21 protein-coding genes are annotated in these 26,228 nt (G+C 40.3%); 9 read left to right on the top strand and 12 right to left on the bottom strand.

The genetic code is table 11. The annotated features are described in order from the left end of the window. From K1X56_11105 to rsgA, 3 genes are all read right to left on the bottom strand, one after another. Positions 1–359, bottom strand: a 359-nt coding sequence (locus K1X56_11105) for a PAS domain S-box protein (protein ID MBX7095265.1), incomplete at its 3' end; no start/stop codon positions are given. 191 nt (positions 360–550) lie between these two features. Further along, positions 551–1,003 (bottom strand): D-tyrosyl-tRNA(Tyr) deacylase, encoded by a 453-nt coding sequence (gene dtd / locus K1X56_11110; protein ID MBX7095266.1) that lies wholly within the window; start codon positions 1,001–1,003, stop codon positions 551–553. Position 1,004: 1 nt separating this feature from the next. Next, complete coding sequence (gene rsgA, locus K1X56_11115) at positions 1,005–1,937, bottom strand: ribosome small subunit-dependent GTPase A (protein MBX7095267.1); 933 nt, start codon at positions 1,935–1,937, stop codon at positions 1,005–1,007. A gap of 69 nt (positions 1,938–2,006) precedes the next feature. On the opposite strand from rsgA, the gene gldA reads away from it, so the two are divergent. Continuing rightward, positions 2,007–2,918 carry a gliding motility-associated ABC transporter ATP-binding subunit GldA gene (gldA, locus tag K1X56_11120; protein MBX7095268.1) on the top strand — a complete coding sequence of 304 codons (912 nt, stop codon included), beginning with the start codon at positions 2,007–2,009 and terminating at the stop codon, positions 2,916–2,918. Between the two features lie 12 nt (positions 2,919–2,930). Here the strand turns inward: gldA and K1X56_11125 are convergent, their stop codons facing one another. Genes K1X56_11125 through metK form a run of 3 tightly spaced genes read right to left on the bottom strand, consistent with a single transcriptional unit; the run spans position 2,931 to position 7,159 of the window. Then, positions 2,931–4,679: a hypothetical protein gene (locus tag K1X56_11125; protein ID MBX7095269.1), complete on the bottom strand. Its 1,749-nt coding sequence runs from the start codon at positions 4,677–4,679 to the stop codon at positions 2,931–2,933. 2 nt (positions 4,680–4,681) lie between these two features. Continuing rightward, positions 4,682–5,851 (bottom strand): aminotransferase class V-fold PLP-dependent enzyme, encoded by a 1,170-nt coding sequence (locus K1X56_11130; GenBank protein ID MBX7095270.1) that lies wholly within the window; start codon positions 5,849–5,851, stop codon positions 4,682–4,684. A gap of 51 nt (positions 5,852–5,902) precedes the next feature. Continuing rightward, positions 5,903–7,159 carry a methionine adenosyltransferase gene (gene metK / locus K1X56_11135; GenBank protein ID MBX7095271.1) on the bottom strand — a complete coding sequence of 419 codons (1,257 nt, stop codon included), beginning with the start codon at positions 7,157–7,159 and terminating at the stop codon, positions 5,903–5,905. Positions 7,160–7,469: 310 nt separating this feature from the next. On the opposite strand from metK, the gene pepT reads away from it, so the two are divergent. Then, a complete protein-coding gene (pepT, locus tag K1X56_11140; GenBank protein ID MBX7095272.1) occupies positions 7,470–8,717 on the top strand; it encodes a peptidase T in 1,248 nt (415 codons plus the stop codon). Between the two features lie 15 nt (positions 8,718–8,732). Here the strand turns inward: pepT and K1X56_11145 are convergent, their stop codons facing one another. Next, on the bottom strand, positions 8,733–9,746 hold the full coding sequence (locus K1X56_11145; GenBank protein MBX7095273.1) for a WYL domain-containing protein: 1,014 nt from the start codon (positions 9,744–9,746) through the stop codon (positions 8,733–8,735). Positions 9,747–9,898: 152 nt separating this feature from the next. On the opposite strand from K1X56_11145, the gene K1X56_11150 reads away from it, so the two are divergent. Together K1X56_11150 and K1X56_11155 are read left to right on the top strand one after the other, a co-directional pair. After that, the gene (locus K1X56_11150; protein MBX7095274.1) at positions 9,899–10,096 is read left to right on the top strand and encodes a hypothetical protein; all 198 of its coding nucleotides are present in this window, start codon (positions 9,899–9,901) and stop codon (positions 10,094–10,096) included. Positions 10,097–10,105: 9 nt separating this feature from the next. Continuing rightward, on the top strand, positions 10,106–10,309 hold the full coding sequence (locus K1X56_11155; GenBank protein MBX7095275.1) for a hypothetical protein: 204 nt from the start codon (positions 10,106–10,108) through the stop codon (positions 10,307–10,309). Here the strand turns inward: K1X56_11155 and K1X56_11160 are convergent, their stop codons facing one another. Both K1X56_11160 and K1X56_11165 read right to left on the bottom strand, forming a co-directional pair. After that, positions 10,310–10,924: a hypothetical protein gene (locus K1X56_11160; GenBank protein MBX7095276.1), complete on the bottom strand. Its 615-nt coding sequence runs from the start codon at positions 10,922–10,924 to the stop codon at positions 10,310–10,312. A 134-nt stretch (positions 10,925–11,058) separates the two neighbouring features. Beyond that, positions 11,059–11,856 carry a hypothetical protein gene (locus K1X56_11165; protein MBX7095277.1) on the bottom strand — a complete coding sequence of 266 codons (798 nt, stop codon included), beginning with the start codon at positions 11,854–11,856 and terminating at the stop codon, positions 11,059–11,061. Between the two features lie 175 nt (positions 11,857–12,031). On the opposite strand from K1X56_11165, the gene K1X56_11170 reads away from it, so the two are divergent. Together K1X56_11170 and K1X56_11175 are read left to right on the top strand one after the other, a co-directional pair. After that, complete coding sequence (locus K1X56_11170) at positions 12,032–13,408, top strand: 3'-5' exoribonuclease (protein ID MBX7095278.1); 1,377 nt, start codon at positions 12,032–12,034, stop codon at positions 13,406–13,408. Beyond that, on the top strand, positions 13,401–16,004 hold the full coding sequence (locus K1X56_11175; protein MBX7095279.1) for a WG repeat-containing protein: 2,604 nt from the start codon (positions 13,401–13,403) through the stop codon (positions 16,002–16,004). Before K1X56_11170 ends, K1X56_11175 begins: the two co-directional genes overlap by 8 nt. Here the strand turns inward: K1X56_11175 and pnuC are convergent. Together pnuC and K1X56_11185 are read right to left on the bottom strand one after the other, a co-directional pair. Then, positions 16,001–16,639, bottom strand: a complete 639-nt coding sequence (gene pnuC / locus K1X56_11180) for a nicotinamide riboside transporter PnuC (protein ID MBX7095280.1) — start codon at positions 16,637–16,639, stop codon at positions 16,001–16,003. The two genes, K1X56_11175 and pnuC, sit on opposite strands and share 4 nt — an antisense overlap. Positions 16,640–16,657: 18 nt before the next feature. Next, positions 16,658–20,656, bottom strand: a complete 3,999-nt coding sequence (locus K1X56_11185; protein ID MBX7095281.1) for a lamin tail domain-containing protein — start codon at positions 20,654–20,656, stop codon at positions 16,658–16,660. Positions 20,657–20,848: 192 nt separating this feature from the next. On the opposite strand from K1X56_11185, the gene K1X56_11190 reads away from it, so the two are divergent. Beyond that, on the top strand, positions 20,849–21,214 hold the full coding sequence (locus K1X56_11190; GenBank protein MBX7095282.1) for a hypothetical protein: 366 nt from the start codon (positions 20,849–20,851) through the stop codon (positions 21,212–21,214). Positions 21,215–21,246: 32 nt separating this feature from the next. On the opposite strand, the gene K1X56_11195 is transcribed toward K1X56_11190, so the two are convergent. Next, positions 21,247–23,277: a urocanate hydratase gene (locus tag K1X56_11195; GenBank protein MBX7095283.1), complete on the bottom strand. Its 2,031-nt coding sequence runs from the start codon at positions 23,275–23,277 to the stop codon at positions 21,247–21,249. Between the two features lie 110 nt (positions 23,278–23,387). Between K1X56_11195 and K1X56_11200 the strand changes: the two genes are divergently transcribed. Both K1X56_11200 and K1X56_11205 read left to right on the top strand, forming a co-directional pair. Beyond that, on the top strand, positions 23,388–23,981 hold the full coding sequence (locus K1X56_11200; protein ID MBX7095284.1) for a Crp/Fnr family transcriptional regulator: 594 nt from the start codon (positions 23,388–23,390) through the stop codon (positions 23,979–23,981). Between the two features lie 94 nt (positions 23,982–24,075). After that, positions 24,076–26,228 (top strand): TonB-dependent receptor (locus K1X56_11205; protein ID MBX7095285.1); only part of this gene is annotated, 2,153 nt, incomplete at its 3' end.

Raw genomic sequence — 26,228 nt, forward strand, 5'->3', positions numbered from 1 at the left:
GCTTTTTTTCTGTCCGAAATATCATATCCGATTCCTTTAAAACTGCCGTCTAAATTCCTGCTGATGTTCCAGTGAATCCATTTATTCTCGCCATGTTTCGTTTTTATTTTTTTCTCGAAACTCAATGCATTAATACCGGGATTACTTTGCAATTGCCGTTTAGCAATCAACATGCTTTGTTTTAGCGATTGACTTTTCTCGGCAGAGAATCGGGTCCAGTTATACCCCAATAATTCTTCGGGCTCAAAACCAAGAATGTTCCGAACCGAACGGCCTACATAGTCGATTGTTCCGTTTTCTTCAACGGAAACAACAAGTACATTCAACTGCTCCAAAAGCAGGTCATCCAAGAGTTGCATAACAATGAAAATTTAAAGGGGAGAAATCAATGAAACAATCAGATGAACCAATAACCGCAATTGAATTGGCGGACTGTCATCGGGAGAATAAAAATATGATTGCGTTGTTTCATCGGCAACAAATCTAGGAATTGAATCGGATCCGGAGGCTTTTCCTTCTTTCAGATTTATGCGATTTGCCCTATCCGATTTTATTCTTTTGTCTTGGAATCAATTATGATGGTAACAGGACCATCATTGGTGAGCTGCACTTGCATGTCTGCACCGAAAATTCCTTTTTGACATTCTTTTCCCTGCAGTTTGTTTAGCGTGCTGCAAAATTGTTCGTAGAGTGGAATGGCTATTTGCGGACGAGCAGCGCGGATAAAGGAGGGGCGGTTTCCTTTTTTGGTAGAGGCGAATAAGGTGAATTGCGATACCACTAGTAGTTCGCCATTGATATCATTCACCGATAAATTCATTTTTCCTTCATCATCAGAAAAAATCCGCATCGAAACAATTTTTGCAGTCAGCCATTCAATGTCTTCTTCACCATCTGCATCTTCAATACCCAGCAGAATTAATAATCCCTGTCCAATTTTTCCGCAGGTAATTTGATTGACGCTAACCTCTGCTGACTTTACGCGTTGTATAATTGCTCTCATCTCAATATCCCTTTCCGCGATAAGTTTCTTCTTCATCGTCGTTGTAAATCGACAAATAATTCACGTATCGGTTTTCCCAGATTTTTCCTTCTTCCACTGCTTTTTTAATTGCGCAACCAGGTTCGTTGATGTGCTGGCAATTATTGAATTTACATTCGCTCATTCTCGCTCTCATCTCCGGAAAATAATGCGATAATTCTTCCCGTTCCATATCCACCAGTCCAAAACCTTTAATTCCGGGTGTATCGATAATCCATCCACCGCCGGATAAGGGAAACATTTCTGCAAATGTGGTGGTGTGCATTCCTTTTTCGTGGTATTCGGAAATGCCGCCGGTTTTTAATTCTAGTCCGGGTTCCAACGCGTTAATGAAACTGCTTTTTCCAACACCGGAGTGACCCGCAATTAATGTCACCTTTTGGTGAAATAATTTTCGTAATTCCTGCATATCGTCTTTTTGGGTTGAATGCAGGATGCAGGTATAACCGATTTTTTCGTATTCACGTTTCAATGCTTTTACAATTTGTAATTCATCTTCATCGTAAATATCACTCTTATTAAAGCAAAGGATTACTGGAATATGATAAGCCTCTGCAGTCACTAAAAATCGATCTACAAAGCCGAATGGTGTCTCGGGTTGTTTTATGGTAATGAATAGAAATGCCTGATCGAGGTTGGCGGCAATAATGTGTGCCTGCCGGCTAAGATTTACACTGCGGCGGATGATGTAATTTTTACGATCGTCAATGGCCACAATCGACCCGGTTCCATCCCGGTCCTCTTCTATGGTAACATGGTCGCCAACGGCAATGGGATTGGTCGATTTGCCGCTTTTAATCCGGAAAACCCCTTTAATTCTGCAGTCCATGGATTTACCGTTTTCGAGATAAACGGCGTACCAACTGCCGGTAGATTTGGTAACGATGCCTTTCACTCTGTAAAGTTAGTTTATTCTCAGATTTATTCTCCTTTTTTGGTAGATTTGCCAGTAAACCCTATTAACGTGTCTATTTCTGTTCGACATATCTCTAAATCTTACGGCGAGCAATTGGCGCTGAATGATGTTTCATTTGAAATTGGTTCGAATGAGGTGGTGGGATTTCTTGGTCCCAATGGTGCTGGTAAATCAACCATGATGAAAATTATTACCTGTTATATTCCCCCTTCATCCGGTAATGCCCTGGTATGTGGAATGGATGTAATGGAAGATCCATTAAAGGTGAAAGAGAAAGTGGGTTATTTACCGGAGCATAATCCGCTTTATCTGGAGATGTATGTGAAGGAATACTTGCAGTTTATCGCAGGTTTACATCACCTGAAAAATAAAGATGCGAGGGTAAAGGAGATGATTGGATTGGTGGGACTCACACCTGAACAGAATAAAAAAATCGGTGCTTTATCCAAAGGATATCGCCAGCGCGTTGGTATTGCCCAGGCCATGATTCATGATCCGCAGGTGTTGATTCTGGATGAGCCAACTTCCGGATTGGATCCGAATCAATTGGAAGACATCCGCAATTTGATTGTTCAAATCGGAAAATCGAAAACGGTGATGTTGTCCACACACATCATGCAGGAGGTGGAAGCGATTTGTAGTCGGGTTATTATTATCAATAAAGGACAAATCGTAGCTGATGATACAACCAAACATCTTCAGCAGGAAAATGTTGCTCAACAAGTAGTTTTTGTTGAATTCGATAAAGTCATTGGCAGAAATAAACTCAATTCTATTCCCGGTGTTTCCAATGCAAAAAATATTGAAGGGAATACCTGGATTATTGAATCGAAAAGTACAGAGGATATTCGTCCCGTAATTTCGCGTTTTGCTTTGGATAACGGATTATTGGTGCTCACCATCCGTAAAGAGGAACAATCGCTCGAAGAAGTGTTTAAGCGATTGACCGGAAAAAAATAATTGCTCGTTCAATTATTTGGGACAATCCACCTTAATATCGAGATCGTCGATGAGCAATTCTTCTCTGGAGCGGTTCCAAAAATAGAGTCCGAGCTCATCACCGGCTTGTAGCGGATTGGCCACCAATAATGTCATTTCATGCTGTTGCCAGATTCCGATTTCTTCCTGCGGGTATTCTTTAACCGGAATTCCCTGGTAGAGTAAGGTGCTGTCGTTTTTATTTAGAAAGTGAACTACAAACAATAGGTCCTTTCCGTCACCGGGTGATGTGATTTTCTTTTTAAAATGAATTTGAATCCAGATTTTTTCTGCCGATGAAAAGCTGGAATCAGCTACCATACTATTGGAGCAGGGAAATTCATTGTCCTTTGTATTTAAGGCCCCATCGGGTAAAGCATCGAAATGATTTTCGATATGGATCAGGGTCTTTAATCCGTTCGGTGCATAGGGAGCATTATCGGATGTGCCACCAAAGATGTTTCGGTATTCATCGCCTGTTTTTAAAAACACCATTGCGAATTTTTGTGCATTCATGTTATTGGGATGGAAAATTCCCACGTGATGCTGATACGAAAAAATTAAATTCAACGGAATACAAAGTATAATCCAGATCCCGCTCAGAAAATTCATGGCACTTTCGCGCAGTTGTATGAATTGCCAAAGGATAAAAAATGCAAACAAGCTATAAAAATCCATCATGGGTCGCATACCGAAGGCGTCTGAATAATACCAGCAATACCAACTGGAAAGAATGTAGGTGAGGAGAATGAAGAACAATAAAAAACTGAGTGTGCGGAATTGATTTTTTAAAAATGCAGGAAGCAATAATGGAATAAGCGCTAAAAATGCAGGAGCATAAATGAAAAATCCTTTTTTAAAACTGAATAAGAAATCGACAAAGTGCGGATCGTTAAAATAAAATCCTTCGCCTTTGTAGGACCAGTAAAAAAAATGTCCCGATTGAATTTTCCAGAACAGTAATTGAGGAAGAATGGCAATTGAAAATAATAATGAAGCAGGAATTAAAAATTTTAACCGGAGAACATCCTTACGCAACCAGTTTATGCACTCTTCTGCATTTGAAAATGTAACAGGTAAAAAACAAACAAACAAAATATTTACCGGACGAGTGATAATGATTAGTCCCGCAATAGCAGCAAACCAAAATCCATATTTATCACCCGGTGATTCTTTCCATTTTAAAAACAGAAACAGTGCCAGTGTAATAAGAAAAAAAGAATAGATGTGCGAGAAAGAGGGATAGATGATGACATAATAAATCAATGGCGTTCCAAAAATAAATGCGCTTAGGGCGATGAACGTAAAGGCATATCCTCCAGCAAATACGTCCCGGATAATCCGGGACAGAATAAATATTCCTGCAAGAAAATAAAACAGCGCCGCAAAGCTGATGGCATATTGATAGGGAGCACTAAAACCATCTGCAGTTGTCCCTGTTACCAGACAATAAACATGAGCAAACGCAAAAAAGGGTGCTTGCATCAAGGCGGTACCGTAGGTGTATTTGTTGACTTTCCTACCTTCTTCAGTTTTTACATGAAACAACAAGTTTTCCTTTTCATTGCCAAAATCGCCACGGATAAAAATGGAAGGCAAATAGGCATAATACCCTTTACCGTCGCTTTTAATGCATTCTTTCCATGCTTCACCTGTTTCCCCTTTCCATCGGTATGAATTAATCATGCCGGTTAGAATAATGGCTACTACCATCAGGTAAGCGATAATATATGAATGTTTCAATTTCACGAATTAAAAACGTCGAGTGCTTGTTCAATATCCGACCACAAAAGTTGACTCTCTTCTAAGCCAAAATAAAAGCGAACCATATTCCAGGGATGTTGATGTTGTTCCGCTTCGGTTTGATAAAAAGTACATATCGGAAGTTGGAGCGATTCATATCCGCCCCAGCTTACGGCCATACGGAAATACTTCAACCGGTTGCAAAAGTCCTCCATTTCTTTTATGCTTTTTGCTTTGAAGCACACACTGAGGAGTCCGCCATTGCCCGACATCTGTTTTCTGACCAGATCGATTTGTTCTGAATTTTCGGAATGCGTAAAATAAATACGTTCAACTTCTTTTCGTGATTTAAGTTGATCAGCAATGAATTTTGCATTGCCTGAACTTTTTTCAAAACGCAAATGAAGCGTTCGGAGTCCACGTAAAATCAACCACGATTCTATCGGCGAAGCAATAGCGCCAAGCGTCATGAATTCCGATTTAAGAATGGATTGAATGATTTCTTTGCGGGAGCAAATAACTCCTGCTACAACATCGGAATGCCCATTAAAATATTTTGTTGCAGAATGAATCACTATATCAATTCCGAATGAAATCGGTTGCTGAATAATTCCTGCTGAAAAACTATTATCACAAATGGTGCGTATGTTTTTGCTTTTCGCAAATTGTGCAATCACTTCCAGATCCTGAACATCGAATAAAATCGAATTGGGAGATTCAAGGTAGATGAGCGTAGTGTTCTCTCTAACATGCGATAAAAACGATTCGCTGTTTGTACCATCTGCAAATGTGCATTCAACGCCAAAGCGATTTAATAATCCGGAAATGAGATAATGCGCCCAGGAGTAGGGGTGACTCACACACAATATATGGTCGCCCGCTTTTACTGAATTAATCACCGCAGCACTTATGGCCGCAGCGCCGCTCGAAAGGACCAATGCATCTTCCGATTTTTCCAGGGCTGCAAGTTTTTCTCTTAAAACAGAAACTGTAGGATTCACCCCACGGGTGTAAAGCGGTGCTGTACTTTCATGCTGAAATGCGTTTCGAAATGAAGCTACATCCGGAAAGCAGAAATTACTGGTTTGATAAATAGGAGGAGCAACAGCATTTTTCCATTCGCTGTGGTTTTCTCCCAATAGAAATAATAATTCAGAAAAATCCTGATCCATAAAAAAAGGGCCCCCTTAGAGAGAGCCCTTCAATAATAAGGAGAATTTCGCTTATTTCAATTTGAATTCTGCTTTCACTTTCGATACGAAATCTAATTTTTCCCAAGGGAATAACTCAACAGTAACTTTTTTCTCGTTGTCTTTTCCTTTGTTAAACACTTTTGTAACTTTTTTAGGCTCGCGACCCATATGTCCGTAAGCTGCAGTTTCTGCATAAATAGGTGTACGCAATGAAAAGCGTGTTTCGATGGCGTATGGACGCATATCAAAAATCTTCGCTAATTTTTTCGCGATTTCACCATCGGTCATATTTACTTTCGCTGATCCATAGGTGTTCACATATAAACCAACAGGTTCTGCAACACCAATGGCATAAGCAACCTGAACTAATGCTTCATCGCATAATCCTGCTGCAACAATATTTTTTGCAATGTGGCGTGTTGCATAGGCTGCAGAGCGGTCAACTTTACTCGGATCTTTTCCGGAGAAAGCTCCTCCACCATGTGCACCTTTTCCACCATAGGTATCAACGATGATTTTGCGTCCGGTTAATCCGGTATCACCGTGTGGACCTCCAATTACGAATTTTCCGGTTGGATTGATATGGTATTTGATTTTATCGTTGAATAAAACCTGAACGCGCTTAGGAAGTTTTTTCATTACGCGTGGAATCAAAATGCTGATCACATCTTTCTTAATCTGATCCAACATTTTTTTCTCAGCAGCGAAATCATCGTGCTGTGTCGAAATTACGATTGCATCAATACGAACCGGTTGGTTGTGGTCGTTATACTCAATGGTAACCTGACTTTTTGCGTCCGGACGAAGATACTTCATCACTTTTCCTTCGCGGCGAATATCTGCTAATTCGCGGAGTAAAAGGTGTGCAATTTCCAATGGAAGTGGCATGTAAGTATCTGTTTCGCGGCAAGCGTAACCAAACATCATTCCCTGGTCACCTGCTCCTTGTTTCCATGGATCTTTCTTTTCAACCCCTTGATTGATATCCGGAGATTGTTCATGGATGGCAGAAAGGATTCCGCAAGAATTGGCTTCGAACATATATTCAGCCTTGGTGTATCCGATTTTACGGATAACATCGCGGGCGATATCCTGAACATCTAAATAAGCTTTCGATTTTACCTCTCCGGCAAGAACAACTTGTCCGGTTGTCACCAATGTTTCGCAGGCAACTTTTGAAGCTGGATCATAAGCCAGAAAATGATCAATCAGCGCGTCCGAAATTTGATCGGCCACTTTGTCGGGATGTCCTTCAGAAACGGACTCAGATGTAAATAAATACGGCATGTTTAAAGGTGTTATTTAACGATGCGGCAAAAATAAGAAAAGGAAATGGGATTTGGGAATAGCTTATTACAATATAAGTTAAATGCTAAGTGTCTATTTAACAGGGTTTTATTGGTGGGGATGTATTCTTCATCAAAAGGAAACGATATCTTTCGTTCGATTTGTTTGAATAAAAGACACGCTGCAAACAGGATTTTACAGCAATTGGCTTGTTGGTTTGGAGGGGGATTTTTATTCGTATTTTATATGAAAGGAATTTCAGAAAAAAATAATTCTAAGTTTATCCCGGAATAATAATTGCGCCATGGAAATTAATTTTACGCACCACCATTTAGTTGACCGGTTCATTCGCTATACCGCTATCGATACACAGTCGGATCCTTCGTCAACCACTTGTCCTTCTACCGAAAAACAAAAAAATCTTGCAAAGGTTTTGGTGGAAGAACTAAAAGCAATGGGAATAAGTGATGCCATGATGGATGAACATGGTTATGTTTATGCCACTATTCCAGCAACCAGTAAAAAATTGGTTCCCGTTATTTGTTTTTGTTCGCATATGGATACATCACCCGATTGTTCGGGTGAACATGTAAAGGCCGTTATTCATAATAATTATCAGGGAGGAGATATTGTCCTTCCCGGCGATAATTCCATTATCATTCGTGCCAATGAACATCCTGCTTTACGGGAGCAGATCGGACAAGATATTATTACTTCCGACGGAACCACCTTGCTGGGTGCCGATAATAAGGCAGGTGTTGCCGCCATTATGAATGCTGCGGAATTTTTGATGCAACATCCGGAAATTCCACATGGAGCCATTCGCATTTTGTTTACGCCCGATGAGGAAATTGGACGAGGAGTGGATAAAGTAGATATGAAAAAGTTGAATGCCGATTTTGCTTATACCATCGACGGCGAAACCTTGGGTCATATTGAAGATGAAACTTTTTCTGCAGATGGTGTAACGGTGGTTATTCATGGAATACCCACGCATCCGGGATTTGCGAAAGGGAAAATGGTCAATGCCTTAAAAATCGCTTCAGATTTTGTAGCAGCATTACCAAAACATGATCGCTCGCCGGAGACAACGGCCGACAGAGAACCGTTTTTTCATCCGGTTTCCATTTCGGGCAACATCGAAATTTGTTCGGTCGGATTTATCATTCGCGATTTTAATACAGCAGGTTTAGCAGTACTTGAAAATGAATTAAAAGAAATTCTTCACCGTGTGATGGAACATTATCCGGGAGCTTCGTTTGATTTTATCGTTAAAGAACAATACCGGAATATGAAAGAAATTCTTGATCAGCATCCCTATGTGGTTGATCACGCAGTGGAAGCTATACAGCGGTCGGGATTAAAAGTACACCGCGGTGGAATAAGGGGTGGAACGGATGGTTCGCGACTTTCATTTATGGGACTGCCTTGTCCGAATATTTTTGCCGGCGAACACGCTTTTCACAGTAAATACGAATGGGTGAGTGTCCGCGATATGCAAAAAGCCAGTGAAACCATTGTGCACTTATCGATGATCTGGGAAGAGAAATCGAAATGAGGTTGAGTTTCCCGTTTATTTTTTCCGGTAATTCTGCAATGATTTTTCCAGACCTGCAATCATCTCATCGCGCAACCATTGTGGTTTTATTACTTCCACTTCACTGCCATAGGAACGAATCGCCATTCGCAATTCGGGTGATGGAATCACATATAGTGAAATAATTAATTCATCACTGGTTTCACGCACTATTTTTTGTGTAGCATGCAATGCTTGTGTTTTAACGTAAAGTGCATCGTGACCCGAAAACTTTAATTCTATGGTTTCCGGAATCATTTTGTCGACCGTAATTCCAAAGGAGTGTTTAAAATAGTTTTCCGGATCGAAGGATTTTTCCAGGTGAAATTTTTCTTTTACAATTTCTGTTTTCAGCATCCGCTCTAAGCCGAACGTGCGCAATGCTTTGTCGCCCGCGCTCCACCCAATCACGTACCAGCGATTTCTGTATTCGCGCAGTAAATAGGGATGCAGCGTTTTCTGCGATTTTTTTCCGCTTGTAAACGAATGATAATCGAATTGCACCACCTGATGATGAATGATCGCAGAGGTAAATAATTCGAGCAGGGATTGATCCATTCCTGTCGGATGATCTTCCACCTGAATAATTTTATTGAAATTCGATTCCCCGGCAGCGCGTGAAATATTTACAGTTTCCATTATTTTTCCAATCGCTTCTTCGAAGCGACCTAAAATTCCTGTTCCGTTAAATTGTTTGAGAATACCTGCTGCAAATTCGATGGCCATTAAATCGTCTTCTTTTAACGGAATTTTAGAAATGGAGTAGTTATCGTCGGTATACAAATATCCCTTATGCGCCTTTGAATATTCAATGGGTGCTTCAAATCCGAGTCCCTCATCAAATCGCATGGCGTAGATGTCTTTTTGAATGGTGGATTCAGAAAAAGTTTTACCTAAAATCTCTTCGCATTTATCAGCCAGTTCCGCCAGATTGGGGAATGGTTTTTGTTTATTCCTTAAAGCGGAATCTATAATGCGGTAGCGAATGTAGGCTTCCTTATTGGCAGGCATGATTTGTTTTTTTTCGAAGATACCAAATTCTGACTCCTATTTACTTCGCACTACGGTGATAAATTAGCGCAAAAATTAAGTTTCAGCGGTTTTTTTCGGAACAACGCAGGTTCTTTGCGTTCTACAACCCGATGTTTGTCAAAATGATTTTTATGAATGCTCGTTTTTCATTTCCCTCTTTTCCCGCTTCTTTGCGACTCAGCTACAAGCGTACGCGTTTCGAAGATTTGGATGATCGCCTGGTGGCCTGGCATCTTTTTCACCTTGGTGGCAGGTATTATGAAGCTGAAATGGAAGCGATCTATTTTGGTGGTCCCTATGGCGCAAAAGTGTTTTATTCTTTAAATTGAATTAATCCGATGGCAGGATATTTCGTAACGCGAAAAAAACGGGTGGTGGTGGAATTGGATGAAATTGTGTTTTTGTCCGACTGCAAATCCCCCGAGGAAGCAAAACGAAGGGCTTTGAGCGGAGAGGGTCAGTTGCTGCGTGGTTCGGAGAAGTATGTCCAGCGCAAAGGCAGGGATAAAATTATAGAGGCAGAAGAAGTGATGGAGGCCTGATTATTTCATTACCAGCTCCCACGATTTTACGATGGTTTTTCCCTTTTTAATTTCTTTAGGAGGCATTTTTTTATAGAGCACTTCGGTGAATAACATGTACTCCCGTTTATTAAAAAGTTCCACTTTTACCCAGCAGAATTCCAGTGCTTCGGGATTAAACAGTTCCATATCGGGAACCTCCCAGCTAAAGGTGAAAATTTTCCCGAACCGGCTTTCCGCAATAGCGAGGGAGTGACCATGATCGGGATCGAAACCAATGGAGCGAACGCTGTTATGAAACAATGGAAATAACATCCCATGTTCCAATAACTGATTTAATGTTTTTCTGAAGTTCTTTTTACGCGCGCTGTGGCGGATATTCATTACGGCTCTTCTTCCGGGCACCACTCCCAGCAATAACAGGTCATCGTCTAAATCTTCCCAATGGAGAATCGCTTTTCCTCCTTCTGTAACTGCATCCATTCCCAGAAAAAAATCATCTTCCAGTAAATTGTACCATCCTCCGGATTTCATGGAAGAAATTTTATTTCTGCACGTTTCCCAGGTCTTTTCACTCAGTGAAGAAGAACGGAGCAATAGGGCGGGACCCTTGATTTGGATGGACAGCGTAGCCATTGGGAACGAAAATAACGGAATATTCGTACCGAGAGGCCATTCTGTTTATTACTTGTGCCGGATGTTAAAAACGCAGCACCTGGTTTACCTTAAAGCGGAAGCCAGATGGATCAATTCGAAATTGTTTTTCTGCATCAGGCCTGTGCTTCTGCCATTTCAAATTCAAACTCCCGGTTAAGCACGGCCATTACCTGTTTGCAAATTTCTTGTCCGCAACCCTCCGCATTCGCCGGCTCTGCACCATCGAGGTGATAGGTAGAAAAGGCGGTTGCAGCGTTAAGTAAGGTGTAAAAACTATGTTTTCTACCCTTGCGTTCGATCGACAAGAGGTTGTCGAATGCGTTAATCTGACTGATGATCCCTTTTCCGGAATAGGTTTTATGTTTCAGGAAGTTTTTCTGCAACACCTCCACCACGCGGTAACGAATCTCCTCGCAGATTTCGTCGCTGGCCACCAATACATCGAAGCGATTCAGTTTACTGTACAGGTCAATGCGGGCCGATTCATATTGACGAATGATTCGTATGGCATTTTGTTTGCGTTCTTCTGCACCCCCGGGGTGAATAAATAATGGGGCAATTTTTTCGGTGTAGCGATTTCCTCTTCCCTCGGAAAAATGAAAACTCGCGAGGTAAGATTTTCCGCTGCTTTCATGGGAGGCCACCAATAACAAATATTCCCGAACCGATTCGCCGTTAATACGCAAACCCTCCTGCATATTCTTTAAAAAGAAAAAGGTTTTTTTTCCTTCCTTCCACTCGCGCTCGCCCGAAAAGCGAAAATTCCCGGCTCTGGCGATTTCATAAGCAAGGTCGCGCACCGGAGCGAGCATGATTTCTTTTTCATCCTGACGATAAACTGTTTTAAGCGCCTGGGCACTTCTGTTCCAGTTTTCAATGTTCCGCGATAATGGTAAAACCTGTGCATTCATGATCGTTTGTATTAGAGCTGGGAACATTCCCAAAGCTTACGATACAAAAATCTATAGCCAGAACGCAAAGGAAATGCGTTCAGAAATATTTACAACGCAAATACAATGCGTTCTGCCTGTAATTCGCGCATTTTAATTCGTAAAATGAACAGGGATTGAACTATTTTTACAGTCCATGTTTGCCATTATCGATATCGAAACAACAGGATTAGATCCAAAAAAGGATAAAATCACAGAAATCGCTATTGTATTGCATGATGGACTCGGAATAACGGAGCAATTTTCCACCTTGATCGATCCACAACGCAGTATTCCGCAGCATATCTCCCGCATTACCGGAATTCATAATGAAATGGTAAAGGGACAACCCCGTTTTTTTGAGGTGGCAAAAAAAATTCTGGACCTCACACGCGACCGCATTTTTGTGGCGCACAATGTTGAATTCGATTTTCGTTTTATTGAGGAAGAATTTAAATCGCTGGGTTATCCCTATAAGCGCGAAAAATTATGTACGGTTCGCTTAAGCAGAAAATTATTGCCCAAACGATATTCCTATTCACTGGGAAAATTATGCGAATCATTGCAGATTCCGCTTCTCAATGCACACCGGGCAGCCGCTGATGCCTATGCAACGGCGCAATTGTTTTCGTATCTGATGCAGTTAAAAAGCGCTCATCCCTTATATAAATACCAGGATATTCATGCTTTAAATACTGGTAGGGTTCAAAAAATCCAGCAATACATCTTGGCCAAACTTCCGGAGCGTATTGGTGTATATAAATTTTATAATCGTCAGCATGAACTGATTTACATTGGTAAAAGCACCAATCTTCGTCAGCGCGCCATTCAACATTACAATTCCAAAGAAAAGAAAACCCGGCAGATGATTGCCGAGATTCACAATGTGGAATTTGAGGAAACGGGAACAGAACTAATTGCATTGCTGCTCGAATCGGAGGAAATAAAACGACACCAACCCAAATATAACCGCGCAAGAAGGAAAAATGCCTTTGCCTATGCTATTGATACATTTTTTGATGATAAAGGAATCCGGAATTTTAAAATAGTTCCAACGGCTGAAGCTGCTTTTCCACTTCGGTTATTTCATACCTGGATTTCTGCCCGCTCGGTGTTAAATGAGGGAATGGACCATGCGGGGATTTGTCCCAAATTCTGCGGATTGTATGAGCACGAGGGACCATGCTTTAACCACCAGATCAGAAAATGTTCGGGGATTTGTTGCGGAAAAGAAGAGATCGACCGTTATAATCAGGCAACCGAAGTGTGGATGAATCGTTTTGGAGTAAACAATGAAACCCGCGTTATCTGGGGAGAGGGCAGAAGTGAATCGGAAAAAAGTTTTGTGCTGGTTTACCACGGAAAATTTAGTGGCTATGGTTATTTAAACAGGGAACTAGAAATGAATAATCCCGACGATTTGCTTCAACGGGTGGTGCCGTTTGATTATTACCCGGATGCAGATGATTTAATCCTTGCATTTGAAAAGAAAAAAGAAAATGCAGAAATAAAAAATAGTATTCATCATGATTAAGAAAAATACAATTGTCATTTCCCTCGTTTTATTTCTCTTTTCTGCAATAAGCGTCAAAGCCCAGGATTGGTATTTTTTTCAGGAAAATAATCAAACCGGTCTTTACACTAAAGAGCAATTTACAGCGTTGGCCGAACGAAGATTTGATCAGGTTATGGTTTTAAATGATCATGCCGTACTCGCTCTTGAAAAGAAAAATGTACATGTTTTTCAATCCGGGAAAAAAGAAATTGTTTATTCCAATGCATCCATTGAAGAAGATAAACATGGAAATGTGTATTTGATTTCGGCGGATGCTCAGCGATCATTGTTATTCCACAATAAACAATTGCACAGCGAAAAACCATTTTTTGCAGGTGAATGGGAATACACCGGTACAGCTGATTTTTTCATTGTGCATATTGCGGGTCGTTGTGCTTTGTTTCGTGCAAATCAATACCAATTGCAATGTCCGGTAGAATATGATTCTATTGTGAAAAATGAATTGGGATTTTTTCTGTTTAAAGGAAAGAATGCACAATTAGTGAATCAATCAGGTACATCCGTTTCACTTCTTTATAATCAGGTTTTGGTGACTCCCGAATATTTTTGCTATACCGAAAACGGAAAGCGATTTTATAAAAATAGCAATAGCTCCATCAGTTCAGAATATGATCCTGCCAGAGTAAAGGGCATTGTCGGAAATTTGCTTTTTACCCGTTCCGGAACGCTTGTAAATTCTTCCGGAAAATTAATCATGGGTTATATCAATGGTGCGGGATGGATAAGCCATAATGCGTGTTATTTTTTGCAGGGAGAACAATATGGATTGATGCAGGCTGATGGAAAAATTCTAATTCCCGCAAGGTATTCAACCATGCAATCGCTTGGAGGAACTGATCGTTGCGTAGCATTTAAATCCGGTGCAGGTAATTGGGAGGTGTTTTCGGCTAATGGTAAAAAAGTGGGCACTTGTAGTTCCATTTCTGCTAAGGGAGAATTAAAATTACTTCAATTTGAAAATGGGACAAAGGAATTGATTAGTAAATCCGGAAAAGTCCTTGCACAGGGAGCGATTGTGGATTTCCAGCATCCTTTCGATTTTATGGATGAAACATTGATAACGAAAAACCGCTTGATCGTTAGCTATGCAGATTCAGTGAAAATTCTTGATTTGGATTTGGAAAAGGAAATCATTCATGGTCCCTTTCAATTTTTATTTTTTGTAGATGGTGTGTATGGGTTTACGGATCAAAAACAAGTACATGTCTATACCGAAAACGGCGAAAAATTTATGCCCAAACAAAGCCTCGAAGTAGTAAGCTATTTTGGAGAGGGCGTTTTTTTACTGGGGAATACACTGGAGGTTTTTATCATGAATCGAAAAGGACTTTCACTTTGCAATAAAACATTTTCTGAAGCTTTTGCTTTATACCATGGTGAATTTGTGGGACGAAAAGACCGTCGCTATTTTTTATATGATAAATCCGGAAAAGAATTAGCATCGGCAGATTCAGCTATAATGATGGATCGTGCAGCAGTGGCATTGAAGACGGGAAATGAAAACTGGCGGGTGTATGTGACCAAATACCACGATTTTTTGAAAAGTGATTTTCAGGAAATTTTATCGTATCGCATCGGGGCTAATTTTTTCGATCCCGTGCAATTTTACGGACTCAGTCAAAAAGATACCACCTGGTTTTATTCCGATGGCGAAGGCGAGTTTTTCTATTATCCGGGTGGAGTAAATGAAGGACTGAATTATTTTATTGCCGGATCTACAATAGAAAATGCGCGTTTAGTTCCAGTTGTTTATTCAGAAAAAGCGGGACGAATTTTTAAAACGGCAATGATTCCGGTGTATGACCGGAATGATGTTGCAAAAGTAGAATGGAAAGCAATTACAGCCCCTAAATTCAATCCGGGTAAATTGAATATTTGGATCAGCGATCGTCCGGTTTTTACACAAGGTGTAGATGAAGTAAAAGTGAATATGCGGACCTATTTCGCAAATGATCCGAACGCTTTTTATTTTGATCATTATGTTTCATTTACGGAAACGGATCCGTTTTCATTCGGACAAAGTTCCGATTCAATGGTAATTGTCCCTTCACCATTATTGTTTTCCCGTAATGGAAAATGGGGCGCCGCACATTGGAATGGTTCTGAATTTATTCCTGCAGAATACGATTTTATCAGCGAATTCAGGATGAATGATGAATGGTGTTGGGTGGCGAAGAAGAAAAATGAATTGTTTGTTTTTGATTCCGACGGCGTACTACTCATGAAAGATCAGGTTGATTTTGCTATGCCGGTTTATGATGTGAATACGATGCAAGTCATAGCGTTTCTATTAAACCGAGGAGGTAAGGAGATCATTTCATCCTCTTCGGGTACCGGAACAACCAAAAAAATAAAAGGCGGTAAATTTTCGATATTAAAAGGAAACAGCAACTCTTTTCCTGCAACTTATTCCGGTGAAATAGAATTTAATTTGGATGATCAACACGTAATCTTCAATTCGCGCACTTCCGATTGGTCAGGTGTGCTCCGTATTCATCCTACGGCCAAAATCATTTATCGCGATGGTAAAAAAGAAAAAACAGAACTGTATTAATGGGTTTTGCTTTTCATTTCTTTCTGCCAGGATAAAAATCCGAATACCGCTAAAATGGTAAAAACGAGATATTCCATCGAGAACAGATGAATTCCTTTTACCCAATATAAAAGGGTGCAAAGGGTATCGGTAACTATCCAGATGATCCAGGATTCTATTTTTTTTCTGGCTTGTAAATAAGTTGCAATTACACTCATCACCGCAATGGCGGTGTCGATATAAGGGTAGTCGGCCGGTTTAGGAAATGCTTTTGGAAAATATTCGTGAATATGTGCAATCAGGTAGCCGAGGAGAACAGAGAAAATCAGGACAAGGATTGGAATGAGGAACTGCGTCCCTTTTTTCATCCATTGAACTTCCAGACTGTGATCTCCTTTTTTTTGCCAGGCAATCCATCCATAGATGGATACAACAAAATAATATACCTGAAGTAACATGTCAGAATACAACTGCACAGTATAAAACATGAAGAAAAAACAAATCACATTAACGATTCCAATCGGCCAGGTGATGATGTTGGAACGTGCAGCAAAAAATACGGCTAGCAATCCGGTAAGTGTCCCAAGAATTTCAAGAAGGGTTAGGGGATAATCCCAAAGTGTAAAAAGAGGATTTGTCCAAATGGATAGCTGCATTTTCAAAAATACTATCCTTTACAATACAACCAGCTTTTTCGCTTTGAAATTCTTTTCTCCTGCTTGTAATTTAATCGTGTACATTCCCTTTGCAAAGGTACTTGCATCAATACGGATAGATTTTCTGCCATTGGCGTTGCTGCTGTGAATCAATCTGCCATTGATGTCGTAAACATAAACCATTGATTCCGGTTCCATTTCATCACTGCTGATAATGATTTGTTCATGTTGCGGATCGTACCAGCTGTTCCAATTGTCGGAAACTTCATTGATGCCCACGAAGCAATTGGGATCATAAGCGCGTGAAGGGGATCCGTTCGGACAACCCGAAAACCAATTTTCTGCATGATTCATTTTACCTGACGGATCGAGTAACTCCAATGTTGTTCCGCCTCCATCCGGTAATTGCGGCCAGGGTAATGCATCTGAATAACGCATCGAGAATCGTAGTTTTCCGTTGTTGTTGTAAACGCGCAATAATTCTCCGGAATTCGATAAACCAAATCCCGTTCCGCCTTGCATGGAATCAATTTGTGGCCAAATGGTAGAGAACATAAGACTATCCTGACTAATCACAATTCTACCCATTGGAAGAAGCAGAGTGCCCGGTGCAATGATGAACGAATGCAAATCATCATCATCTTTAAATTCCCATCCGGAAATATCGAGCGTATGCGATGATGGATTTAGTAATTCGATCCAGTCTGATGTGGGACTTGTAGGATTGTAATTAATTTCACTTATGACAATTTCTTCTTCACAGGGGTGATAAAATTCACCGGGTGAACCAAACATGCAACCATCGAACCAGGCTGATGGAGAATTTTCATTATGAATGGATGTGTCGCGTTCAAGCGTTCTTCCTTCGCCATCTGCAGCGAAAGGCCATGGAAGTGAATCCGAATAAATGATGTTTTGAATGATCACTCCAAAGGCATCTTTCAAGGCGATTCGGTCGGATGAATTTTTCAAATCGAATGCCGGATTTGAAATGCAATTATTTACCGAAGGAAATTCATTTCTGAATAATAGAGAATCGCTGCATACTAATAAAAATCCGTGTGAAGGAATTTTTGTCTGATCCGGAAATTGAAAAAACTGGTAAGGTGTTTGTTTTTCAATTCTCCATCCGGTTAAGTTCACCTCGGTGTTTCCTCCATTGTAAATTTCAATCCAATCTCCCGCATCTGCCGTTGCTTCGCTATGATAATTGATTTCGGAAATAATTACATTTAATGTATCACCATTCCCGGCAAATACAGCAGTAAACTGATCACTTTGTGTAATGTTGATGAAAATACTTTCATTGGAATTTTGACTCATCACATTATTAGCCTGCCAATATAAAAAGGTGTAGCCCGGATTGGCAATGGCGGTTAAGCGGACAGGATTTCCATTAAAATATACACCACTCCAGGGTAAATTTTCAGGAATAATCGTGCTGATTTTTATATGACCCGCACCGGCTGGTAATGTATTCAATGTAACCGTTACCTGTGAGGTCATTCCGAAATCCGATTGAATTAAATTTCTTACTGCAGGAATCCGGTAATTATTGTAAGCATACATATTGTTATAGGTTCCAATAACAGATCCCATATTTCCACCCCAACGGTTATGGTGACGAGGCAAATCGGTGCTCAATGAATCAATCATGGCTTGTCCCACTACTGCAAGATTGGAAGATTGAAATACCGTATTCATCATGTCCGCATAACGATTGATGAAATAGTTTTTAAAAATCGGATTCTGTAAAACATGATCGAGAATCGCACCCGAATAAATTCCGGAAGTACGCATTTCATTCAGGTAATTCCTGTTGTAGTTTCCATCATACAATCCCAATCCAAAATCGATATCCCACAATACATGTCGCCATGGACCAACCTGATCGGAGGGTTTCCACATTTTGATGTTATTGGGATAACCACTCATAAAGTCGCCATTACCCACATAACTTTCGGTGACAAAATAATCGGTAAAATTTTCAAGATCCAGGTACATGCGTAATCCGTTGTAATACGAAGTATCGGTTACGGTTCCGTTATAAACATAACTCATCATATCGAACCATCCTTGTGAACTTCCTGCAATCGGATTTAAGCCATTGTAGGTGTGACTCAAAATATCAACGTTAGAAGAAGAAATTCCATGATTCGATGCGATAAAAAATTCATCTTCACGCTCACGGATTTCCAGCTCTCCCCAATACATTCCATTTAAAAAGCAAACGGCGGGTTCATAACCCATATAGTCCACATAACTGTTTTTCATCAGTCGTTGCATAAAAGCATCGCGGCTTCTTGCTCCCCAATAATCATTTCCTCCATTGCGTAAATTGATATTGGTGTAATCATTGATCCATGGTTTATCCGGAATTAATGGATCACTCATGGAGCCGGGTCCGTATTTCGATTTGCTGAGCAGGCGAAAACTTTTCTGATCATTTCCTCTCGACCATCCCCCGTGAATTTTAATTCCGCCGTCGAATGAAAATTTATTTTGTTTGTCTTTAGCAAAATATTCAATGTGGACCGGTCGCTCCCAGTTCATCCAGAAATTGGATCCGAAATAAGGATAGTTGTTTACATCTGCGTTCGGACCAAAAACATAGATTCCGTAGTTGTAATCCCAGAGATTAATGGAATCGCTCGCCAGAGAAAAAACCGGCAGTGTGGTATTTTCATTAATAAGATAAGTCGTGGTAGCAATTCTTCCCGGCAAATAATTTCCTGAAGTAGGAATTACTCTTGCCCTTAAAACTTGTGTGGAATAAATCTGAATGGTGTCGGTGTAAATATTATCCGATAAATCAGGATCATCACCATCGGTGGTAAAATAAATCGGCGCGCTACCTCCGAGGGTATACATTGTTGTTTTTACGGTGTCGGTATAATGACCGGCAGGAATTTCAATAATTACGTTTTCGGCATAACCGGAATAACATATAGATGCATTATTGGTGTACAAGGGAGATGGCACATTAAATACACAATAGGTGGTGGATGTATCAGGACTTCTTCCATAGGAATGATCAATGTCCAGTTGAGGAATTACAATTTGATCAACGATGGCTAATGACAAATCTGAAAGTAAAATTGTTTCGCCTGTTCCGGAAATTTTAAAATTGGAATGGATGTAACCGGTCGACTGATTAAACCAAACCGGATTTGGACCGAAATAGGTGTTGTTATTCGAAATTCCAAACGATAAAAACGTATTTGAACTTAAGTCGCTCGAATTGGTGGCCACATTATGTACTTGTATGGCTAACCGGTTGGTTCCGCTTCTTAATTGTTGTTGCAATACGTTGTTATCAATGGTAAATAATTCCGGAAGTCCGCCGGTATACATTGCGGCTTCGTGGTTGGCGCTGGCAAGTGTATTAAATGAAGTTCGTTGTCCGGAAACACCCACATTATTTCGTGCAACTTCTTTTCCATTGAGGTAGGCGATAAATGCATCGTCATAATCCATGGATAAAATGGCTTTTGAAATTACACTCGAATCGGCAACATTAAAATCGATATAATAATAAACCGAAGAACACATTCCAATCGTTGTATTGTCATCCCCATCTCCATATCCGATTCCGCCCATTCCATTTAACCAGCCTGTAGTAATAAATCCATTGTATATCCAATTGGTATCGGGTTCGGTGCTTGGAACGGTGTAATTAAAAAAATCATTGTTATTGATCGCTGTTTCCCAATGATCGACCAATTGAGTGATGTTTCTACCTGAAGCAAAAACAATAATCCGATTTCCGGGATTTAATAAATAATGAGGCAAATGAAATTTGTCGGGTTGATTCGCATTATCGCTCAGAAAATAATCTGCCAGATCAATAACGGTGCTTCCCGAATTATATAATTCAATCCAATCCGGTTGTTCTCCGAATTCATCGGTGAATACGGTTTGGTTAGAAGGACAAACCTCTGTAATGATCAATTGCGCATGGATGCGTCCCAACGAAAATGCCGATAACATCAGTACCAGCCATAACTTTAACTTCATGTAGTGTTCTTGTTGGCTTAAAAATAGATTGCTTTTGCCGATAAATAACGATTTTCCGTCATTTCTATTCACCGATACCTTTTGATGAGTGATTTTTTATCATACTGATTATCAGTCTGTTTAAATTCTGAATTATTGATCTTATAGGTTTTGTACAATATTTGATGTAATTTTCATCATAAAGAAAAATCTATGAACCGTTTTCTAACCCTTTTTGCAGCGCTGATGTTGAGTGTTGCTTCCTATGCTCAAACTGCAGTTGTACCCGGCGACGCTACTACGTTTGCTGCGGTGAAAAAAAGTGGAACCTTTGATTATACCTTTAATGGTGTTAGCGCTGATGCAGTGAAAGAAGCTGCTAAGAATTATGTTCGCTTTTTCAGTGTGGATGTTCGTCAGGATAAACAAACTGTTTTAGTAAAAGTTAAACTGAATCAAAACAGTGAACAGGAACGTAAGGTTCAGATTCGTTTTTTCAAATCATCCGGTATTACAACAGTTTCATTTAATGGTGCCGATTATTCGGTAGATGATTTTTTTGCTAAATACATGAATTAATTATTCACTTTCTATAAAGTAAAAAGGGCTCTTTAAAAGAGCCCTTTTATGTTTTTGTCATCCGGTATATTCGGTAAAGTAACTTTCAGGTTTTTACTTCGTTTCATTTCGCGTTGAATAGCAAATAATGCTTCTTTATTTCTCGCCCAGGCTCTGCGTGCAATTCCGTTATTTACATCCCAGAACAACATACTTTTTAGTCGGCGGTCAGCATCTTTACTTCCATCGAGCACCATTCCAAATCCGCCATTAATTACTTCGCCCCATCCAACACCGCCACCGTTGTGAAGCGATATCCATGTTGCGCCTCTGAATCCGTCGCCCACAAAATTATGTACGGCCATGTCGGCAGTAAAACGCGATCCGTCGTAAATGTTCGATGTTTCTCTATAGGGAGAATCGGTTCCTGATACATCATGATGATCTCTACCCAATACAACAGGTGCTTTTAATTTTTTTGCTTTTACGGCTTTGTTAAATGCTTCAGCAATTTTTATTCGTCCTTCCGAATCGGCATATAAAATTCGCGCTTGCGATCCTACCACCAATTTATTTTTTTGTGCTTCTTCTATCCAGCGGATATTATCCTGCATTTGCAATTTAATTTCTTTCGGTGCAGTCTTCATGATTTTTTTCATCACGTCGAGTGCAATTTTATCTGTTACTTCCAGGTCCTTCGGATCGGCAGAAGTACATACCCAACGGAAGGGACCAAAACCGTAATCGAAACACATCGGGCCTAAAATATCCTGCACATAACTCGGATAACGGAATTCGCGGTCTTTTCCTTTTACATCTGCACCTGCACGGGATGCTTCGAGTAAAAACGCATTTCCGTAATCGAAAAAATACATTCCGTTCGCCGTAAGCTGATTGATGGCAGCGGCATGCCGGCGTAATGTTTTTTGGACTTCAGCTTTGAATTTTTCCGGTTCGTCCGCCATCATTTTATTCGATTCTTCATAGCTGAATCCTACCGGATAATATCCGCCTGCCCATGGATTGTGCAACGAAGTTTGATCCGATCCAAGGTCCACCTGAATTTTTCGCTCTGCTAAACGTTCCCACAATTCAACAATGTTTCCGGAATAGGCAATCGATAATGCTTCTTTATTTTTCCGCGCTTCTATTGCACGGTCAATCGCTTCATCTACGTTCTCAAACACTTCATCTACCCAGCCTTGTTCGTGACGTTTATAGGTGGCTTTCGGATTGACTTCTGCTGTAATGCTAACCAATCCTGCAATGGTTGCAGCTTTGGGTTGTGCACCGCTCATTCCTCCTAAACCGGCAGTAATAAAAATCATTCCGCGCGTATCTTTTCCTTTTGATTGCATACGTGCTGCATTCATCACCGTTATGGTGGTGCCGTGAACAATTCCCTGCGGACCAATATACATAAACGAACCTGCTGTCATTTGTCCGTATTGCGTTACGCCTAAAGCATTAAAACGTTCCCAATCGTCGGGTTTACTATAATTCGGAATCATCATTCCATTCGTTACCACAACACGAGGCGCGTCTTTGTGCGAAGGGAATAATCCCATGGGGTGACCACTATACAAAACCAGTGTTTGTTCCTCACTCATTTCAGAAAGATATTTCATCGTAAGTAAGTATTGTGCCCAGTTTTGAAATACGGCACCATTTCCGCCATAAGTAATTAATTCGTGCGGATGTTGTGCTACTGCATAATCGAGATTGTTCGAGAGCATATGCATGATAGCCGCAGCTTGTTTGCATTTAGCAGGATAATGAGAAATCGGGCGGGCATAAATTTTATAATCCGGACGAAAGCGATACATGTAAATTCTTCCGTAGGTTTTTAATTCCTCTGCAAATTCCTTCGCAAGCACCGGGTGATGTTTTTTCGGAAAATACCTTAATGCATTTTTTAAAGCCAGTTCCTTTTCTTCCAACGACAAAATTTCCTTTCTGCGCGGCGCATGGTTTTGCGTAGTATCAAATTTTTTCGGTTTAGGTAATCGATCAGGTATACCCGTTTTTATGAGGGTTTTAAATTCAGTTAACGAAATGCTATCGCTGCCTTTATCCGTTTTCATAACAATACTATTTGAGGCAAAATTAAAAATAATGACATCAATACCTCTTTCGGAAAGAGATATTCGTCCGCTTTTTGTTTCTGTGTTTAAAAATGTACTATTTTGGTTCTATGGATGCATTGGCACAGATAAAAAAATATTATCAGGGACTCAATCCCGATATTCCTCAAGATGCCTGGAATGCGTTTGAACATTTGCTTGAAGTAAAGACGCTGGAAAAAGGAGAATTCATCACCGTACCCGGTGATATTAGCAATGAAGTCTGTTTTGTTGCAGAAGGTTTAATGGCACTTTATGTCAATATGGAGGACCGCAAAATGGTGCTCGAGTTTTTTGAAGAAAACACCTATTGTTGCGACTACGAAAGTTTTTTAACCCGCAAGCCATCGCGTTTATATATGGAGGCCATGGAAAAAACAACCCTGGTCAATCTAAAATTTGATGATCTCCAGTATGTTTATTCACTGGGCGCTTCGTTTGAACGCATGGGGCGATTGATTGCTGAATATTTATACATCTGTATTTCGCATAAAAGTTCTTCATTGTTAACGGAAAGTCCGGAACAACGCTATCAGGAATTGATGCAGACCCGACCTTATTTGTTTCAGCGTTTGCCCTTGTATCTCATTGCATCTTATCTGGGAATCACACCGGAATCTTTAAGTCGTATTCGTAAACGCATGTTGGTTAAAGCGGGAAATTGACTTAAGTCAAGAAATTTCCTTTCTGCCTTTTTCTTGATCAAAGTCAAGCTATCTTTTCTCTATTCCTTCTGATGTTTGCATAAACAATTTACGCATGAAGAAAATGATATTCCTATTCGTCCTGATAACCATTCCATTTTCAGGATTATTATCGCAAGGTGTACAAGTGATTAAAGGAACCATCTTCGATGATGCTTCCAAATCTCCTTTGCCGGGCGTTAATATTATTGTTGTAGGCACCGATCCGGTGATTGGCGCGTCTACAGATGCAAATGGAGCATTTCGATTGGAAAAGGTTCCTATTGGTCGACAAAGTCTTAAAATAACATCCATTGGTTACGAGGATAAATTAATTCCCGACATCATCGTTACCACCGGTAAAGAAGTGGTGTTATCCATTGCACTTACAGAAGCCATCACCACCCTTGGTGAAATAACGGTGAACTATGATGCATCGCAGGATAAAAATAAAACTATCAATGAAATGGCACAGGTGAGTGCACGTTCATTTAATCTGGAAGAAACAAAACGATATGCGGGATCGTTAGGAGATCCTTCGCGAATGGCGATGAATTTTGCCGGAGTAGTTGCGGGTAACGATTCGCGTAATGATATTGTGGTTCGTGGTAATTCCCCAATGGGAATGCTGTGGCAACTGGAAGGATTAAATGTGCCCAACCCCAACCATTTTGGTGCATTGAATTCAACGGGAGGACCCGTAAACATGATCAACAATAATAATCTTGCAAAATCAGATTTTTTCACCTCTGCTTTTCCTGCTTCCTATGGAAATGCCAATGCAGGAGTGTTTGATCTGAACATGCGAAAAGGGAATCAGGATAAACACGAATTCATCGGACAAATCGGATTCAATGGTTTTGAATTTGGAGCAGAGGGTCCGATTGGTAAAAACAAAAAAGCAAGTTACCTGATCAACTACCGGTATTCTACCCTGGGCGTTTTTCATGCTTTGGGAATTAATTTCGGAACGGGATCTGCCATTCCATTGTACCAGGATGTGAATTATAAATTTTCATTTGAAATCGGAAAAAAAGGTAAGCTCTCCATTTTTGGAATTAACGGATCAAGTGCAGTTGATTTACTCGGATCAGAATCCGATACCACGCAAACTGATTTGTACGGAAATGAAAACTCCGATATACGAGTTCGTTATTACACACTCATCAATGGAATTTCCTATGAACATCAGTTCAACGAAAAAACTTCAGCACGCATAGTTGCAGGATATAGCCGTACGTACGAAAAGTTCGCCATCGATTCTCTTTCGCCCATTACGCGTCAATCGTTTCATACCGGAGATGCAATTTTTATTACGGACCGCTATAATGCACATGCAAAACTGAATCATAAGTTCAATGCAAAAAACAGTTTAATTGCAGGTATAATGGCAGATTTAATTCACATCGATTTATTCGATAAGGATTACATCAATAATCAGGAAGTATTTTCGGTGAATGTAAACGGGGATGTCTTTTTAGCGCAGGGTTACGCACAATGGAAGCATCGCTTTAATAATAAACTCACTTTTGTTGGAGGAGTTCATTCGCAATGGTTGAATTTAAATGATTCTTATTCGGTAGAACCCCGTGCTTCGTTAAAGTGGAGCATTGTTCCGCGTCACTCTCTTGCCATTGGATATGGAATGCATTCTCAAATGCAACCGGTATACAATTATTTTGTTTTAACACCAACTGTGAATGGTGCGGTGGAGACCAATAAAAATATGAGTTTTACAAAGAGTCAGCAAGGCGTACTCACCTACGATTTTTCCATTACCGAAAATATGCGTATTCGAACGGAAGCCTATTATCAGTATTTATATGATGTGCCTGTAGAAACTCAACGTTCTTCATTCTCCACCTTAAATACAGGTGCAGATTTTGCGCCTTCCGATGTCGATTCATTAGTGAACAAAGGCAGTGGAAGTAATTACGGAGTAGAACTTACACTTGAAAAGTTTTTTAGCGATGGATATTATTTTCTTATCACCGGTTCCTTGTTCGATTCCAAATACAAAGGCAGCGACGGAGTAGAGCGGAATTCTGCTTTTAATACCAAACATGTATTGAATGTATTGGGAGGTAAAGAATTTAAAGTAGGTAAAAAAGGTAATGTATTCGCATTTAACGTACGCAGCAGTTGGGTGGGAGGGAAGTTCCTGACGCCAATAGATCTTGCCGCTACGCAATCTGCCGGATATGCTATTTTCGATTTGAATAACGCATA

It is taken from the genome of Flavobacteriales bacterium (assembly GCA_019694795.1).
Taxonomy (GTDB): Bacteria; Bacteroidota; Bacteroidia; order Flavobacteriales_D; family UBA2798; genus UBA2798.

Bases quoted from the DNA above. Each gene is read 5' to 3' on its own strand.
- dtd (MBX7095266.1), bottom strand. From the start codon at position 1,003: ATGAGAGCAATTATACAACGCGTAAAGTCAGCAGAGGTTAGCGTCAAT.
- K1X56_11130 (MBX7095270.1), bottom strand. From the start codon at position 5,851: ATGGATCAGGATTTTTCTGAATTATTATTTCTATTGGGAGAAAACCAC.
- metK (MBX7095271.1), bottom strand. From the start codon at position 7,159: ATGCCGTATTTATTTACATCTGAGTCCGTTTCTGAAGGACATCCCGAC.
- K1X56_11145 (MBX7095273.1), bottom strand. From the start codon at position 9,746: ATGCCTGCCAATAAGGAAGCCTACATTCGCTACCGCATTATAGATTCC.
- K1X56_11150 (MBX7095274.1), top strand. From the start codon at position 9,899: ATGAATGCTCGTTTTTCATTTCCCTCTTTTCCCGCTTCTTTGCGACTC.
- K1X56_11155 (MBX7095275.1), top strand. From the start codon at position 10,106: ATGGCAGGATATTTCGTAACGCGAAAAAAACGGGTGGTGGTGGAATTG.
- K1X56_11160 (MBX7095276.1), bottom strand. From the start codon at position 10,924: ATGGCTACGCTGTCCATCCAAATCAAGGGTCCCGCCCTATTGCTCCGT.
- K1X56_11165 (MBX7095277.1), bottom strand. From the start codon at position 11,856: ATGAATGCACAGGTTTTACCATTATCGCGGAACATTGAAAACTGGAAC.
- K1X56_11170 (MBX7095278.1), top strand. From the start codon at position 12,032: ATGTTTGCCATTATCGATATCGAAACAACAGGATTAGATCCAAAAAAG.
- K1X56_11175 (MBX7095279.1), top strand. From the start codon at position 13,401: ATGATTAAGAAAAATACAATTGTCATTTCCCTCGTTTTATTTCTCTTT.
- pnuC (MBX7095280.1), bottom strand. From the start codon at position 16,639: ATGCAGCTATCCATTTGGACAAATCCTCTTTTTACACTTTGGGATTAT.
- K1X56_11185 (MBX7095281.1), bottom strand. From the start codon at position 20,656: ATGAAGTTAAAGTTATGGCTGGTACTGATGTTATCGGCATTTTCGTTG.
- K1X56_11190 (MBX7095282.1), top strand. From the start codon at position 20,849: ATGAACCGTTTTCTAACCCTTTTTGCAGCGCTGATGTTGAGTGTTGCT.
- K1X56_11195 (MBX7095283.1), bottom strand. From the start codon at position 23,277: ATGAAAACGGATAAAGGCAGCGATAGCATTTCGTTAACTGAATTTAAA.
- K1X56_11200 (MBX7095284.1), top strand. From the start codon at position 23,388: ATGGATGCATTGGCACAGATAAAAAAATATTATCAGGGACTCAATCCC.